The following is a 16,542-nucleotide window of genomic DNA, read 5'->3' on the forward strand; positions in this document are numbered from 1 at the left end:
GTAAGAGTTATTTTGTGTCGAATATAGGGACTAAAGTCAGTAGAGTCTTTAGAGATTACTACAAATTTATTCTGTTTTTAGAGATTGTATTTTGTGCGTTTGCACAAAATGTTCTATTCGTTGGAAAATAAGCTTAGTGCCAGATAGAGTTGGAGTAAGTTGCTTAATTTGTTGATATCTAAGGATGTTATCTGTTCTATCTTGTCCATTCTATATCTCAGAGTATTCCGATGAATATGCAGAACTTGGCAAGTTAGACATGCATCACAATTTTGCTTAAAATATTCATTCAGGGTTTTGACTAATGTACCTTTTGTGTCGTGTTGCAGAAGTAATTTGTAAGGGTGTTCCAGTTGCGATGCTTTCCATGGCTCTGACAGAAGGCTACTCATCAGTACCGGCAGTTTGTGATCTTGATAAAAGAAAACATTACCGAGTTTGTTTGCTGCGATCTGCATAGTGAGCTGAGCGGTTTCAAAAGATTTTGCCAGTCCATCGACATCTGGGAAATAGTCACCCAGAGCCATTTTTATAGTGAAGTTTCCTTCTTTAGATATACGTTTAAGTAATTGATTTATACGCTTCGTTTCCGTATCTCTCGACCAATCATTTTTAGTCAGAGAAATGGGTTTTAGTACAACAACCTGTTTTTGAGAAACCGATAGTATCCCAACAAGGTTGTCTCGTTCCGGATATTCAAGAAGGTGAACCAGATGTTGAAGATGTTCTAGTGAAAAAGCGGTATTTTTATCAGGAATGACTTTAACCAGAACTGCAATCCGAGGCTGTGACAGGTCGAGTTCGAGACGCTCAGCAATAGAGCTAAGTTGAGTATCGTTAAGCTGAGTTCCCTGAATCAGTTGTAGAACCAGTTCTTCACGATGACGTTTATTCCATTGAACCTGGGACATTAGTGCGGCTTGTTCAACAATCAATTCTGCAGTCATTTTGACCAGTTCGCCATAGTGATGTACCTGATCTGGTGTGCCGGAAATTCCTATAACGCCGATAATTTTATCCAGATAAAGTATCGGCAGGTTAATGCCGGGTTTAACTCCTTTAAGATTTTCTGCGGTTGCATGATCAATTTCGACTATACGACATTCAGTAATTGCCAGAACAGCCCCTTCGTGTTTTTGATATAAACGGGCAGGATCGCCTGAGCCGATGATCCGTCCTTTGTCATCCATGACGTTAATAGAATAAGGTATAATTTTCATGGTTCGGGCAACGATTTGCCTAGCGATAGTCTCGTTTAATTGCATCAGTTTAGTAGGTTATTGTGGGATCAAGGTGTTGATCATAGCATTTAAGAGGTAATGGTTATCAAGAAAGAATGGATTCTTGCTGTTGAACACTTGCCAACGGATATATAAATGATATTTTGTCGCTGACTCAGCATTGTTTCAGACCATCGTTATAGCCTTTTCTGTCGGGCTATCCGATGGTTTTTTATATACGGGGGAGTGTTATGGCTAACAAGCCGGATAGGATTACTGCCATGCAGCAGATTATTGATGCTGTAAAAGCTGAATTTCCGTTATATCAGGAAGATACTTTTGTATGTGGCCCGGATAACACATGCATTGGCTGCCCTAAGAAACTGATGGAAATGGTTGATGCAGAACTTCAGTACTGGCAGCACCAAATTAACAGGGGAATACCACCGACATTCGATGAGCTCTATCAATTTGGTAAAATGTGTAAAAATATCCGCCGGGCCTTGGTACGTAATAACCGAATTTCTGTCTAATTCATTTCTCCCGCTTGCTGTAGGCTGAATGCGGTTAACGGGTCGATACCCATAACCAGATCTTCTACCTGTCGGATCGCTTCTATGGTTGAACTATTTTTTCTGTAGATCAGATAGATAGGCCGGTGCCATTCATGAATACCTGCAACCCGGTGTAACTGACCTGATGCAAGAAAAGGTTCGACAATTGTGGCTGGCAGATAGGCGGCTCCGCCTTTTTCCAGAATAAAATCCAGAGCGATTCTCCCTGACGATGTACGCAGGAAAGGTGCCGGAATACCGGGATGACGCTCTGCATGTTCTGAGGAAAAACGCGTACCCCAGTCGATGTAGACGTATTTTTGCTGGAATACTTCATTTACATGGCAGGGTGTTGTTGAAACCAGCGTCAACACCAGATCTGCAATTTCCCGGCATTTCAGTTCTTCTGATTTCAGTGGATCCAGCATAAACGCGATATCCAGAGTTCTTTCCATCAGGCTTCGGTTCAGTTGCTCTCGGGTTAGTGCCTCTGCAATAAAACCATAGCCGTTAAACGTATCGGTAATTTCGCTCAGGCAGTTTTGCAGATAGGCATCCCAGATATTCGGTGAACCGCCGATTGTCAGTTGCAAGGCTTTTCCACTTTCCAGTGAAAGTTCGAATTTGGCCTGCTCCAGAGAGGTGACCATCACTTCTGCATAGCCGATCAAACGTTCACCGGCAGAGGTCAGTTTTATGGCATTTCTGTCCCGGATAAACAGGGTTGTATCGAAGTAGGCTTCCAACTGTTTAATACGGGCGCTGACGGCGGCCTGAGTGATATACAGGTTCTCAGCTGCGCGCCCGAAATGACGTACTTTAGCCACTTCCAGAAAGGTACGAAATACTTTTACATCCATAGTGAAATTCTCAAATTGCTCAGAGCGGAGATTAACAATAATTCCTTGTTGTGACGATAAAAATGTTTTGATTTTCTTTTACAAGGATTAGCCCTAATTTCGCCTTACTTCAACACAGACAAGAAATATGAGGTCATTATGAGTACTGACGCTGAGATAGAACTTCGCATGGGCGAAAAGCGTTTTTACGATAATAAAGCATTTCCGCGCGGTTTTGCTAAATCAGGTAATTTCACCATTATGGAAGAAGAGCTTCTTATTTATTACGGTGACACCATGTCCGGTCTGGAGGCAGGAACACTGCAGCCTGAAAATAAGGAAGAAGAGCATTTTGTTAAGGTACTGGAAGATCACGGCAAGGCCAAAACCAAACTGGAAAAAGTCTGGCTGAAGTACGTTAAATTTGCACGTGGGAGAAAGCAGTTTCATACCCTGAATAGTAAAAAACCGTCAGCCAGCCAGAGTCTGGTTGAACTTGAAGATGAACCTAGCAGCCTTTATGAGGATTAATCATTGCATATCTGTTTTTTAATGTATCCGTGGGACAGAGTTGACCCAGAAACAGATACCACATTAAGGCTGGTTCACGAATGTGCTGCCCGGGGTCATACTGTGGCGATAACGACTACCAGTGGACTGACTATCCGGGACAGTACAGTATATGGATTTTGTCAGGTCATTAAAAAAGGCCAGAGAATTTCCGAGAATATTCCACGTTTTTACCGTCAGGTCGAGCTGCAGAAAAGACGACTGCCTATGGCTGGTTTTGACGTGATTTTTATGCGGGCCAATCCGCCACTGGACAATCTGGCACTGAATTTTTTGGATTCCATCAAAGGCGATACCCTTATCGTGAATGATCTGGAAGGTCTGCGTATGGCAAATAATAAACTCTATACTGCGAGTATGGAGGGGGTTGCCAGTGATTATATTCCGACAACTCACGTGTCGAAAAACCGTGATTACTTGCAGCGGGTTCTGGAAGAAACCAACTGTGAGAAAATGATTTTGAAGCCGCTGAACGGTTATGGCGGTCACGGTGTGATCGTTATTGAAAAAAGTGCCCGGCAGAATTTCCGTTCGCTACTGGATTTCTATATCGGAACCGGTGAGCAAAGCAACTATGTGATCCTGCAGGATTACATAGAAGGTGCGGAAGAAGGAGACAAACGTATCATGATGCTCAACGGGGAGCCTATTGGCGCAATGAGACGGATCCCTGCTAAGGATGAGTTTCGTTCCAATGTGCATGCCGGCGGTTCAGTTGTTAAGCATGTGATCACCAAAGAAGAACGGCAGTTGTGTGCGGCTATCGGACCGAAGCTGGTACGTGATGGGTTGTACTTTACCGGTTTAGACGTGATCGGCAATAAGCTGGTTGAGGTTAATGTACTCAGTCCGGGAGGTATTACCCGTATCAATAAACTAAACCGGGTACGCCTTCAACGTCAAGTTATTGATTTTATTGAAAACATAGTTCATTCTAAAGATGTGATTCTTCAGCGTAAGAGCGCGTTCCGCAGAGCAGTGGAAGATTCTAATATTGAACACTAATCAGAGTTATCCTCTGGAGGAGATGCTCCGCTTTATTGAGCTGGAGCAGCCTTTCTCCGGGCAACTGGCCGATTCTGGCTGTCAGGTGAAAATTGAAGCCTACCTGCCAGTTGTTTGTACCGCTATTCATGCCGGTAGCGGTATGCGTCCAGAACTGGAAAAACAGTGTCAGCTTTCAGCACAGGAGCGTTTTTTCGAGGAAGATCCGTTTACTGATGAGATGATTGCTTCTCAGCCTATTACATTGTGTGGACTGGATTCCCGCTTCGAATACGATCTTAACCGACCTAAGACTCTCAGCACATATTACAAATCGGCCTGGAGTAAAAAGGTCTGGACGAAACCACTTTCTCCAGCACAAAGACAAAAGAGTCACAGTAAACATGAACTATTTTATCTTTTATATAAGGCTTTGATCAAAAAGCTGGAAACTAAGTTTGGTCTGGTGATTGTTTTTGATTTGCATTCATACAATTACCAGCGTATTGATAAGCAGACTCCGGTCTTTAATATCGGTAGTGCTCAGATCGATATGGAACGCTGGGGAGCCGTAGTGAAGAAATTTACCGGTGAACTGAAGCAGATCTCACTACCTAACCTGACCTGTACTGCAGAAGTGAATGCTGTATTTGAAGGGCGGGGCTATCTGATTTCGCACACCAATGCGCATTTTGACCGGACACTAGTGTTACCGACAGAAGTAAAGAAAATCTTTATGGATGAGCAGAGCGGAGAAGAATACCCTCTGGTACTCGAGGCTGTTCAGATCGGATTGAAGCAGGCTATCAGCAATACCAGCGCTTATTTTCAACGTCGGTTTAATCTGAAAACCCGGGTACGCAAAGCGGATATGTTGAGCTCACAGATAGAGCCTTCTGTTCTGTCGGTCGACAAGGCGTTATACCGCCTTGCTCAGAAAGTCGAAACACTGAAATACGTTAACCCGACTAATCTGGTAAAGGAACGAGCCCGATTCTTTGCTGCCCCGGGTCGTTACCGGCCTGATTATCGTTACCGTCAGTTACCGATTAAAGCCAATGATTTTAAACATCAGTTGTATAAACTGCCGATTGATAATATCGCCGATCCGGATATGCGGCTTTTATACAGTGATATGGTTAATAAGCTGAGTGAACAGGTTGATTTACTGACAAGTGTCGGGCAGGAATCGTTTCTGTATAATTCATTGAAATATCACGGCAGGCCGGACACTACTGCGATAAAAAATGCGCAATTTTTACTGTACGCAAAGACGCTTGCAGAAGAGGCTGGAGAGATTTTTACTTCTGCCGAAGCGAAAGTGAAAATGGCAGAAGCGGCGAAAGCATGGGATATGAAATGCCGTATTGTTGAGACCAGTTCACTGGCTGCCAGAGCCATGGTCTCCTCAGTACCACCGACATTGTATCTGAACAACGGTGCGAGTTTTTCTCAGGCTGAAACGAATCGTTTGATCCAGCATGAGCTTGGGGTGCATATGGCGACAACGCTGAATGCCAGAATGCAGCCGCTGAATATTTTCCGTCTGGGTCTGCCCGGTTCAACTGCAACGCAGGAAGGTTTGGCAATTCTGGCAGAATATAAATCCGGCCATATGTCGCACGAGCGCCTGCAGACGCTATCAGTCAGAGTGCTAGCGGTTGATTCGATGCTGAAGGAACAGGATTTTTATCAGACTTATTCTTATCTTCTGGATGAGTTGGGATTAGATAGAGACTCAGCCTTTAACATTACAACCCGGGTTTACCGTGGTGGTGGGTTGACCAAGGATTATCTGTATTTGGTTGGTTTTATTCAGATGTTGCGCCGCTCACAGCAACGTTCGCTGGATAACCTTCTGATAGGAAAATGCAGCGGGAAATATCATGACCTGATTGATGAGCTGGTTGAACGGAAATGGCTGCAGACACCTCATTACCGGTTTGATATATCGGACAATACGATCGAACCGGTTCTGATGTATCTGATTGAGTCGCTGCAGTCGGTCAGCTAGCCTGTGTACATCATCCACAGATGAGAGAAAGGCATTACGAGCAGCAGCGCCGGTAGCATGTTGGCGGTCGGGAAGGACATGATGCCACAGATACGGAAACCTGTAGCAAACATGATCAGACCGCCTACCGCTGAAAAGTCTGCGATCATATCCGGGGTAGTCAGCGGCATAATCGACTGAGCACCAGAGAAGAGTAAGACCTGAATTAGCATCTGAGGGATGACCAGAGCGATCACCGGCAGACCCAGAGTTATGGTAAAAATACCGGCAGTAAACAGATCCAGAAAAGATTTGACGATAAGCATGGATGCATCGCCGGTGATCCCTTCGTTTATTGAACCAAAGATGCCGGTGCCGCTGGCGCAGAACAGGATCAGCAATGCGATAAATTGCTCCATGTACTCTTCCTGTGTTAGGTCATGAGGAATCGATGGAGCAAATCGCTCAACCAGCCCTTTCACCATACCGGCTACTTTCTGGATTTTATGTTCCAGATCGATGATTTCACCCAGAATAGAGCCAAGCAACAATGCCAAAATGGTCGCTGGCAGGTATTTTACCCTGACTGTCATCGCCAGACCCAATCCCATTGAAGCAAGGCCGAAAATCATCGGCATTTTGTGTCGGATACGTTCGGGAACTTTGCTGCCTATTGTCGCACCACCAAGGGTGCCGACGACCAGCGCAGCACCATTTACTAATGGTCCAATCATGCTGTTTCTCCTGCACTAAGTATTATGTTGGGAAATATTGGAAGTTATCTAAGGTGAGGTCAGAGATATTTATCCCTCTTGAAGGGCAAGAGGTTGCTTATAGTATTTTTGTTCCAATATAAACGTCACTAGTTATGATACCCGTTGCCCTTCACTGAATCTACTATTCTTACGGTTTATTACTGCTTAATGTTTATTAGCCGGCATCATCAGATTGGCAGTAACGGTCAGAAAGATCATCATAATTGCTATCGGCCATAGTGTGCCGTTATAAAATACCGTAGTCAGGCCGCCTGCAATGGATGAGGTCAGAAACTGGTTTGCTCCGAACAGTGCTGACGCTGAGCCGAGATGTTCTCTGAAGTGGCTGATATACACGGCATTAGAATTTGGCATTACAGCTCCGAGTGAGCCGATCATACAGATAATACTGATTGCCTGTATTTGCACTGGTGCATCCAGTACAATACAAACCACAAACAGCGCAACGAAAATAGCCTGAACTTTTAGTGCCCATCCCAGCAAGGTTTGAGCCGGATACTTTGCCAGAAGGCGGCTGTTAATCCGGTTAACGATAGCGACCATAACGACGTTCATCGCAAAGACCAGCGCGAACACCTGATCATCTAAGCCAAAGTATTGCTGATAGATAAACGAAGCGTTAGTGACAAATACCATCATCACACTTTGGCCGAAGCCTTGTACAGCAATGTAACGCAGTGCGGGACGGTTACGCAGTACATAAGCATACCGTTTAACCGCAGAGGTTTTCTGTATCTGTTCTGGTTTATCTGCGGGCAGTTTGCTCGCCGCGAACACCAGAACCAGCAGGGCGTATATGGCCAGAAAATAAAAGATCATCTGCCAGTTGCCGACCAGTAGGATCAGAGCTCCGACACTGGGAGCCAGCGCTGGAGCCGCAACCATAATCAGTGCGACCAGAGCAAAAATCTTAGCGGCTTCATTGCCTACAGCCCGTTCTCTGATCAGAGCTGGAACACAAACAATAGAAAAGCCACCACCAATGGCTTGTATCACTCTGAATATCTGAACAGGCAGCAGGGAATCAGATTGGGCAATGATCAGGGTTGAGAGGATATACAATGACAACCCGGAGAGGATTAGACGGCGTTTACCGAAGGTGTCTGCCAGCGGACCGCCAAATATCTGACCGATAGCCATACCGAGAATATAAAAGCTTATTGTTGCTGCCACCTTATCAGGACCGACGCTGAAATAGTCGGACATATACGGCATAGCCGGCAGATAAGCATCAACTGCAAATGGAGAGACCCCCATGATCATGGCCATCAGCAGCACAAAAGTTTTTTGAGACATCTTTACTCACTCTTCATTAATATTATTTTTATGGATATATCTTTCTAGAAAGATAATAGCTTGAAACTATCTTTCTGGAAAGATAATATGAATAAAAAATTAGTTGCGAGAATGTTATGTCTGATAAAAACCTGCCCTTTGAAGGGTTTATCAATCTTATGCAGGAAAACTGGCCGAGTGCATATCAGACGCTGTACCCACTTTTTCCCAGAATGCGCAGGGTTGTTGAATATATGGATGGTTTTAAAAGCCGTCTGATGATGGAATATGGTTTATGTGGTTCAGATTTTGAATTGTTAACGGCACTGAGGCGCAGCAGTCGGCAGGCACCTTATCAATTAAAACCAACAGAACTGTATGATTTTATGCTGTTCAGCTCCGGTGGTCTGACAAAGGTATTGCATCGTCTGGAAGATAAAGGTTTTATCACCCGTTTTTCCAGTAAGGCTGATCGCCGGAGTAAGATGGTCAGATTGACGGAAGAAGGTCAGAGATTAATTGAAACGGTTGTCAGTCATTATCAGCAGATCCATCATCAGATTTTGGATAATTTCTCAGAGGCTGAAGTAGCGCAACTGGATCATCTGATTACTAAGTTACTGGCCAATGCAGAGGCACAGAAAGGCTTGTGGTGACGGGATATGAGTTTTTCATTTATGTTGTTATGATATTCTAAGTCTGTTTTTTAACTTGGTTAAAGGTGTCGTGATGCAGTATTTTCCGGTCTTTCTGCGTTTGTCAGACAGGCAGGTATTAGTGGTTGGTGGTGGTGATGTTGCCTGTCGCAAGGTAGATCTTCTGTTGCGTGCAGATGCAAACGTGACGGTTATTTCTATTGGGCTTCATCCGTATCTGACTGCTTATGCGGGATCCGGCCGTATCCGTTATATATGTAAAGCTTATGAGCAAAGTGATTTAGACGGGTTTGATCAAATCTGGGCGACAACCAATCAGAAAGAAGTAAACCGCCGGATCTATACAGATGCGACTGCTCGTGGTTTGTGGGTGAATACAGTGGATGATCCGCAGTATTGTCATTTTATTACTCCTTCCATGGTGGATCGCAGCCCGGTTCAGGTTGCAATCTCCAGTGGCGGTGCTTCTCCTGTATTGGTACGTTATTTACGGGAAAGTCTGGAAATATTATTACCGCAAAATATATCTTTATTGGCCGCATTTGCCGGAAAACAACGAGATCGGATAAAACACCATTATTTTTGTGTGGATGAGCGGCGTAAATTCTGGGAGCGTTTTTTCCGTTCTCCAGAACTGGAAAATATTCGTTGTGAACATGAATTAGAACATATATTTTCCCGTTATTTGGAGGAAAATAATCTTCCTGAGAATAATATTATCTATATTAAAGTTGGTCAGGATCCGGAATTACTGACCATAAAAGCACTGCGCCTGATGCAGCAGGCGGAATATATTTTATACAGCGAGGACTGTCCGGATATTTTTGTTGATCTTTGCCGTCGTGATGCTGACAGGGAACAATTTGTTTCCGGGCAGCTGTGGAGCCGGGCGGATAAATTGGCAAAATCAGGTATTCGGATAGTGATTTTATCAGCAGAAAAAACAGAGAAAAGCCGTCAGACAGCAGACGGTACAGGATCCGAGGGTGCGATTTTTTTATCGGCACAAGACGCTCAATAGTCGGAATGTAACTCGATGATAATTTTAATGGTTTTTGTCTGTTTTTATAATTTTAACCCCGAAATATATCCCCTACCTCTTTAGAGGTGTTTTTGATTGAAATTGATTTAAATCAATATTTCGATCGATTTCTTCACTAAAACTGCTCCCAGTTATGTATCCGGGAGCAGGACATTTATGTGCGAAAAAATGAAACTTGTCGTCATAGGCAATGGGATGGTTGGTCATCGCTATATTGAAGATTTTGTTGAAAAAGCAGATATCTCAAATTTTGAAATTACCATTTTTTGTGAAGAACCTCGGGTGGCTTATGATCGGGTACATTTATCCTCATATTTTTCTCACCATACTTCTGAGGAACTATCGTTAGTCAAATCTGGTTTTTATGAAAATAACGGAATTAATATTTTAGTTGGTGAAAAAGCCGTTAATATTAATCGGGGAAAAAAGATTATTTTTTCTAGCAGTGGACGTGAAGTTGCATACGATAAATTAATATTAGCAACCGGATCCTATCCTTGGGTACCTCCGATTAAAGGTTCAGAAAATAAAGACTGCTTTGTCTACCGTACGATTGAAGACCTGAAAGCGATTGAAGCCACCGCTAAGAAGAGTAAAAGCGGAGTTGTTGTCGGTGGCGGTCTGCTGGGTCTGGAAGCTGCCGGAGCCCTAAAAGCATTGGGTATGGAAACGCATGTGATTGAGTTTGCCCCGGTACTGATGGCTGAACAGCTGGATCAGCAGGGGGGCATACAACTGCGTAAAAAAATTGAAAGTATGGGGGTGAAGGTTCATACCTGCAAAAATACGCAGGAGATTATCGCCTCCGGTAATAATTCTCGTAATACCATGCAGTTTGCTGACGGCAGTAGTCTGGAAGTGGACTTTATAGTGTTCTCTACCGGTATTCGTCCACAAGATAAACTGGCTCGGCAGATGGCGCTAGAGATTGCTCCCCGTGGCGGTATTGTTATCAATGATCATTGTCAGACATCAGATGAAAACATTTATGCTATCGGTGAATGTGCATCCTGGAACAGTCAGTTTTTTGGTCTGGTTGCCCCAGGATACAAAATGGCGACCGTCGCTGTTGACCACCTGTTAGGTAACGAAAGTCGCTTTGAAGGTGCCGACATGAGTGCCAAGCTGAAATTGTTGGGGGTGAAGGTCGGTAGTATCGGTGACGCCAATGGCCGGACTCCGGGCTGTAAAAGCTATGTGTATCTGAATGACGATGATGAAACCTATAAGCGTCTGATTGTTTCTGAAGATGGCAAACATCTTCTGGGAGCCGTATTGGTCGGGGACACTTCTGACTATGGCGATTTATTGCAGCTGAAACTGAACAATATTGAACTGCCGGAGCACCCTGACTCTTTGATCCTGCCTGCTTACGCTGGTGCGGAAAAGCCGACTCTTGGTACGGATGCTCTGCCCGAATCTGCGGTTATTTGTTCATGTTTTGATGTGACTAAGAAGAAAATTGCTCAGGCTGTGGCAGACGGACACCACACTATTGCGGCAGTCAAAGCTGCAACAGGGGCTGGTACCGGATGTGGTGGGTGTATCCCTCTGGTGACTTCCGTGCTGAATGCTGAGCTGGAAAAAGCAGGTGTTGATGTCTGTAACCATATCTGTGAACACTTTGCTTATTCGCGTCAGGAACTGTTTCATCTGATCCGTATTGAAGGGATCCAGAGTTTCGATGAGATGTTACAAAAGCATGGAAAAGGCTACGGTTGCGAAACCTGTAAACCGGCTATCGGCTCGATTCTGGCTTCTTGCTGGGGTGAACATATTCTTAAGCCTCAGCATGTAGGACTGCACGATACCAACGATAACTTCCTGGGTAACATGCAGAAAGATGGCACTTATTCTGTTATTCCGCGTATGGCGGGTGGTGAAGTGACGCCACAGGCACTGGGTGCACTGGCTGCTGTGGCAGATGAATACAATTTGTATACCAAGGTAACCGGTGCTCAGCGTATTGGTTTGTTCGGCGCGCAGAAAGATGACCTGCCAACGATCTGGGAAAAGCTGATTGCTGCCGGGTTTGAAACCGGGCAGGCGTACGCTAAAGCACTGCGCATGGCAAAAACCTGTGTTGGCAGCACTTGGTGCCGTTACGGTGTACAGGACAGTCTTGGCCTTGGTGTTATGATCGAGAACCGTTACAAAGGCATCCGCACCCCGCACAAAATGAAATTTGGTGTTTCCGGCTGTACCCGCGAATGTGCTGAAGCTCAGGGTAAAGATCTGGGCATCATCGCGACCGATGTGGGCTGGAATATGTATGTCTGCGGTAACGGTGGCATGAAGCCTCGTCACGCGGATCTGCTGGCATCGGATCTGGACGAGAAAACCCTTCTGCAATATATCGACCGTTTCATGATGTTCTATGTCCGTACAGCCGACAAACTGCAACGCACCTCGGTCTGGCTGGAGAATCTGGAAGGCGGTATCGATTACCTGAAAGAGGTCATCATCAATGACAAGTTGGGGATCAATGATCAGCTTGAAGCCGATGTGGCCAGCCTGATTGAAAACTATCGCTGCGAGTGGAAAGACACGGTTGAGGACAGTTCTCAGCATCACCGTTTTGCTCATTTTATTAACAGTGATCTGCGTGACGATAACGTGATATTCGTATCGCAGCGTGAGCAGCACCGGCCTGCCACTTTTACGGAAAAACATCCGGAAATAAGAGGCGATATCCTACATATAGAACTGGAGAGTCAATCATGAATCAGTGGCAGAAAATTTGTGATGTAAAGAACATTATTCCGGGAACCGGTGTATGTGCACTGATTAATGGTGAACAGATTGCTCTGTTTCGCCCTTATGCTGATGAGCAGGTGTTTGCTATCCACAATATGGATCCGTTTGCAAAGTCGAATGTCCTGTCCCGAGGCATTATTTGTGAGCATCAGGATGAACTGTGGGTCGCCAGTCCGCTGAAAAAGCAGCGCTTTAGGCTTAAAGATGGGTACTGTTTTGAAGATGAACGCTTTAGTGTTTCCTCATTTGAGGTCCGGGTGACAGACGGTTCGGTTGAGATGTTGGTGTAATCCGTTTCTTTTCCTTTGGTTGTCTTTGCGTTAAGAGATCCATAGTGGCTCGTAGGTCAGAGCATGAGCCGCTATCAGTGTCTTAACTTTAAGGATACAAACATGTTTACTGATACGATTCAAAAGTGTGGTGACACCGCTGCCCGGATTAAACGTTTAGCAGAAGAGAACCCTCTGGGATTCTGGATCAGCTCCGCGATGGCTGGGGCTTATGTTGGACTGGGTATTATTCTGATATTTACTTTTGGGAATCTGGTGGATCCGGCTATGCGACCGATGGTTATGGGGGCAACCTTCGGTATTGCATTAACACTGGTGATCATTGCCGGTTCTGAGTTATATACCGGTCATACTATGTTTCTGGCTCTGGGAGCCAAAACCGGACAGATTAGCTGGATGGATAACCTGAAGATTCTGCCTCAGACCTGGCTGGGTAATCTGATGGGTTCTGTTGCTGTTGCGGCTCTGTTTATGTACGCTGGTGGCGGTAAACTGCTTCCGGATGCATCCAGCCTAGTGCATAAAGTTGCATTGGTAAAAACCAGCGCTCCGGCGACAGTTCTGTTTTTTAAAGGTATCCTGTGTAACTGGCTGGTTTGTCTGGCTATCTGGATGTGTCAACGAACCGAAGGCAGCGCCCGTTTTATCGCTATTTGGTGGTGTCTGCTGGCGTTTATCGGCAGTGGTTATGAACATTCAATTGCAAATATGACAATTTTTGCTTTGTCCTGGTTTGGAGAAAGTGCTCAGGGTTATTCATTGGCAGGCATCGGCCATAACCTGTTATGGGTGTCTCTGGGTAATGCGGTATCCGGCATTGTTTTTATTGGGCTGGGGTACTGGTATGCAACACCAAAAGAAGAGCGTCCGGTTGCCGTTGAAAAAGCGGTCATTCATTCACTGGTAACGGGTAAAGTATAAGGAAAAAGTATGGCGGACACGTCTGAATGTCCAGTTATAAGTCATATATCACGAGGTATGCAGGGAATGGTTTCGCTTGTTGGAGCCGGACCGGGTGATCCTGATCTACTGACAATGAAAGCCTGCCGATTACTGCAGCAGGCAGAGGTGGTTGTCTATGACCGCTTGGTCTCTCCGGAGGTTATGGCTATGGTTAATCCATCAGCTGAGCAGATCTATGTTGGTAAGAAACTGGATTATCATATTATACCACAGGGTCAGATCAACCAGATTTTGGCAGAGCATGCCCGAAGAGGAAAGCATGTGGTACGTCTGAAAGGAGGGGATCCTTTTATCTTTGGTCGTGGCGGAGAGGAAATTGAATATCTGGCTGATCAGCAGATCCGCTTTGAAATTGTTCCGGGAATCACCGCTGCTGCCGGTGCTACGGCTTATGCCGGGATTCCGCTGACCCACCGGGATTATTCTCAGGGGGTTGAATTTATTACCGGTCATATTAAACAGAATGGTGATTATCTGTGCTGGTCATCTCTGGCTCAGAGTAATCATACGCTGGTGTTTTATATGGGGCTGAAGCAGAGTGGTTATATCAGTGAGCAGCTATTACTGAACGGACTGGATTCAAGTACCTCTTGTGCCATTATTGAAAAAGGAACGACACCTCAGCAGAAAGTTTTTTTAACTACGTTAGTAGAGTTACCGCAGGCAGCAAAACAGGCTGAAAGCCCGGCTCTTATCGTTGTGGGAGGTGTGACAAAGCTGCATGAAAAGCTGCAATGGTATTCAGCAGGATAAGTTATTATATAAGGTTTGAAGAGCTTAGAAGTTATTTCAATCAGTGGCGGCATCATGGTATCTTTTCCTGCCAGAAGCAGGCAAAAGGGGCATGCGTGTGCAATACGTTAAGATTAAAGAAGCGCTACTGGAGCAAATTGATACCGGGATGCTGGCGGCGGGGCAAAAGTTGCCGGCAGAAAGAAAACTGGCAGAAACCTTTGATACTACGCGGGTTACTTTACGTGAAGCTCTTTCATTGCTTGAATCTGAAGGGCGTATCTATCGCGAAGATCGCCGGGGCTGGTTTATCTCTCCGCAGCCAGTCTGCTATAACCCGGCACTGGCACTGACATTTGAGGATATTGCTATTGCGGCCAACCGCAAGTTCGGCTCTGAACTGATATCCGCGAAAACAGTTCTGGCAACAAAGCAGGCATCGGAATTACTGGCATTGCCCCCTTTCAGTGAGGTTCACCGTTTGGAACGGGTGCGTTATCTGGATGATCGTCCGGTTGTATATATGACCCATTTTATTAAGTCGGATCCATTTCCTAATCTGCTGAATTTTGACCTTTCGGTGTCTCTGACGAATGTTTATCACGAATACTTTAATATTTGTTACGGTAGAACTCGCTACTGCATCAGTATTACGTCATTGGTCGGGGATATGGCGCACGCCCTGAGAGCTACATCCGGCAGCCCGGCTATGCTGGTGAAGAAATTCAATTATGATCAGCATGGCACTCTGATTGATTGCTGTCTGGAATACTGGCGACATGATGTCATCTGTATTGAATCCGAGGCCGAATTTTCCTGAATCTGTCAGGCCAGGAGTGGCTTGGGTAAACTATAGATGACGAATACCACGATAAATACACGAATTAACCAGCTTCATTTCGGCCAACCGAAAAAGTCTCTGAGGTTGGAGCATGTTCTTTTAGAACCGCTTAACAGAGATAAAATCCGGGTTCGAATCGAGGCAACCAATATTAATCCAAGCGACCTATTGTCGATTTATGGCGTCGGTCAATACAGACATAGTCATCAACCACCCAGAGTTCCTGGGTTTGAAGCCGTCGGGCAGATAGTAGAATCCAGTCATGTGGAATTTGTCGTAGGCCAGCGAGTTGTTGTGGCAATGAGTGGAACATGGCAAAAGTATATTGATGCATCGCCGGACAACCTATTTCATATTCCTCACGATCTGGACAATGGTTACGCATGCCAATTATATATAAATGCATTAACTGCTTGGATTCTGACCACTGAAATTACTCAGTTAACTAAAGATGATGTTGTCATTATTAATGCTGCAGGTTCAGCAATAGGTAAGATTTTTGCCCAGTTAGCATCTTCACTGGGGTTCACTCTTATTGCTGTAACATCGAAAGCCGAAAGTTATCCATATAGTTCACATTACGTATTGAATGCAAAAGAAGATTTAATTTACCAGATTCAGCGACTTGATTTACCCAGACCAAATATCGCATTTGATGCCATCGGTGGAAAAGCAGGAACAGAACTTATGCATACCGTCGGTAATAAAGGCCGGTTTATCAACTATGGGACTCTTTCTCTGGAGTTTTATGAGGCTTGTTTTTTCGAATATGTGAAAAGTCAGGATATCGATTTTAGTACATTTTTCTTACGCTACTGGGAAGATGCTGTTGGTAAAGATGTCCGACGTAAAAAATTCACGTTGATGTTAGATCATTTCATCACTAATAGAATACAACTGGATGTTGACCGTTACATATCACTAGATGACATTCAATCGGCTATTGATCTCATTGAGTCAGAAGCAACCCCTTTACAGGGGAAAATTATTTTGACCCCTGTAAGTAATGGTAATGATTTATGATTATTTGCCAAGATAATAGAGTACACC

16 protein-coding genes are annotated in these 16,542 nt (G+C 44.8%); 12 read left to right on the forward strand and 4 right to left on the reverse strand.

Annotated elements, in window-relative coordinates; all coding sequences use genetic code 11:
- Window positions 1-113 precede the first annotated feature (113 nt).
- Window positions 114-1,265 (reverse strand): sugar diacid recognition domain-containing protein, encoded by a 1,152-nt coding sequence (locus tag CSW98_RS04040; protein ID WP_100799185.1) that lies wholly within the window; start codon window positions 1,263-1,265, stop codon window positions 114-116.
- A 206-nt stretch (window positions 1,266-1,471) separates the two neighbouring features.
- On the opposite strand from CSW98_RS04040, the gene CSW98_RS04045 reads away from it, so the two are divergent.
- Entirely contained in the window at window positions 1,472-1,753 is a 282-nt protein-coding gene (locus CSW98_RS04045) for a hypothetical protein (protein ID WP_100799186.1), read from the forward strand.
- On the opposite strand, the gene CSW98_RS04050 is transcribed toward CSW98_RS04045, so the two are convergent.
- Window positions 1,750-2,634 carry a LysR family transcriptional regulator gene (locus CSW98_RS04050; RefSeq protein WP_100799187.1) on the reverse strand — a complete coding sequence of 295 codons (885 nt, stop codon included), beginning with the start codon at window positions 2,632-2,634 and terminating at the stop codon, window positions 1,750-1,752. The genes CSW98_RS04045 and CSW98_RS04050 overlap by 4 nt on opposite strands.
- A gap of 138 nt (window positions 2,635-2,772) precedes the next feature.
- Between CSW98_RS04050 and CSW98_RS04055 the strand changes: the two genes are divergently transcribed.
- The 3 genes from CSW98_RS04055 to CSW98_RS04065 are packed head-to-tail and all read left to right on the forward strand — an operon-like array spanning window position 2,773 to window position 6,181.
- Window positions 2,773-3,144 (forward strand): MaoP family protein, encoded by a 372-nt coding sequence (locus CSW98_RS04055; protein ID WP_100799188.1) that lies wholly within the window; start codon window positions 2,773-2,775, stop codon window positions 3,142-3,144.
- Between the two features lie 3 nt (window positions 3,145-3,147).
- On the forward strand, window positions 3,148-4,188 hold the full coding sequence (gene gshB / locus CSW98_RS04060; protein WP_100799189.1) for a glutathione synthase: 1,041 nt from the start codon (window positions 3,148-3,150) through the stop codon (window positions 4,186-4,188).
- 22 nt (window positions 4,189-4,210) lie between these two features.
- A complete protein-coding gene (locus CSW98_RS04065) occupies window positions 4,211-6,181 on the forward strand; it encodes a flavohemoglobin expression-modulating QEGLA motif protein (RefSeq protein WP_100799190.1) in 1,971 nt (656 codons plus the stop codon).
- Here the strand turns inward: CSW98_RS04065 and CSW98_RS04070 are convergent.
- Window positions 6,178-6,894, reverse strand: a complete 717-nt coding sequence (locus CSW98_RS04070) for a DUF554 domain-containing protein (RefSeq protein WP_100799191.1) — start codon at window positions 6,892-6,894, stop codon at window positions 6,178-6,180. The two genes, CSW98_RS04065 and CSW98_RS04070, sit on opposite strands and share 4 nt — an antisense overlap.
- A 186-nt stretch (window positions 6,895-7,080) precedes the next feature.
- The gene (locus CSW98_RS04075; protein WP_100799192.1) at window positions 7,081-8,232 is read right to left on the reverse strand and encodes a multidrug effflux MFS transporter; all 1,152 of its coding nucleotides are present in this window, start codon (window positions 8,230-8,232) and stop codon (window positions 7,081-7,083) included.
- A 116-nt stretch (window positions 8,233-8,348) separates the two neighbouring features.
- Here CSW98_RS04075 and CSW98_RS04080 point away from each other — a divergent pair, with 116 nt between their 5' ends.
- From CSW98_RS04080 to CSW98_RS04115, 8 genes are all read left to right on the forward strand, one after another.
- The gene (locus CSW98_RS04080; protein WP_100799193.1) at window positions 8,349-8,867 is read left to right on the forward strand and encodes a MarR family winged helix-turn-helix transcriptional regulator; all 519 of its coding nucleotides are present in this window, start codon (window positions 8,349-8,351) and stop codon (window positions 8,865-8,867) included.
- A gap of 73 nt (window positions 8,868-8,940) precedes the next feature.
- Entirely contained in the window at window positions 8,941-9,888 is a 948-nt protein-coding gene (locus CSW98_RS04085) for a precorrin-2 dehydrogenase/sirohydrochlorin ferrochelatase family protein (RefSeq protein ID WP_100799194.1), read from the forward strand.
- A gap of 177 nt (window positions 9,889-10,065) precedes the next feature.
- A complete protein-coding gene (gene nirB, locus CSW98_RS04090; RefSeq protein WP_100799195.1) occupies window positions 10,066-12,633 on the forward strand; it encodes a nitrite reductase large subunit NirB in 2,568 nt (855 codons plus the stop codon).
- Entirely contained in the window at window positions 12,630-12,956 is a 327-nt protein-coding gene (gene nirD / locus CSW98_RS04095) for a nitrite reductase small subunit NirD (protein ID WP_100799196.1), read from the forward strand. The genes nirB and nirD overlap by 4 nt, the downstream gene beginning before the upstream one ends.
- 102 nt (window positions 12,957-13,058) lie before the next feature.
- On the forward strand, window positions 13,059-13,877 hold the full coding sequence (gene nirC / locus CSW98_RS04100; RefSeq protein ID WP_100799197.1) for a nitrite transporter NirC: 819 nt from the start codon (window positions 13,059-13,061) through the stop codon (window positions 13,875-13,877).
- 9 nt (window positions 13,878-13,886) lie between these two features.
- Complete coding sequence (cobA, locus tag CSW98_RS04105; protein WP_100799198.1) at window positions 13,887-14,672, forward strand: uroporphyrinogen-III C-methyltransferase; 786 nt, start codon at window positions 13,887-13,889, stop codon at window positions 14,670-14,672.
- Window positions 14,673-14,769: 97 nt separating this feature from the next.
- Complete coding sequence (phnR, locus tag CSW98_RS04110) at window positions 14,770-15,471, forward strand: phosphonate utilization transcriptional regulator PhnR (RefSeq protein ID WP_100799596.1); 702 nt, start codon at window positions 14,770-14,772, stop codon at window positions 15,469-15,471.
- Between the two features lie 36 nt (window positions 15,472-15,507).
- Window positions 15,508-16,515, forward strand: coding sequence for a zinc-dependent alcohol dehydrogenase family protein (locus CSW98_RS04115; RefSeq protein WP_100799199.1), 1,008 nt, complete (start codon window positions 15,508-15,510; stop codon window positions 16,513-16,515).
- Window positions 16,516-16,542: the final 27 nt, after the last annotated feature.

This window comes from Vibrio sp. HA2012 (assembly GCF_002812955.1).
Taxonomy (GTDB): domain Bacteria; phylum Pseudomonadota; class Gammaproteobacteria; order Enterobacterales; family Vibrionaceae; genus Vibrio.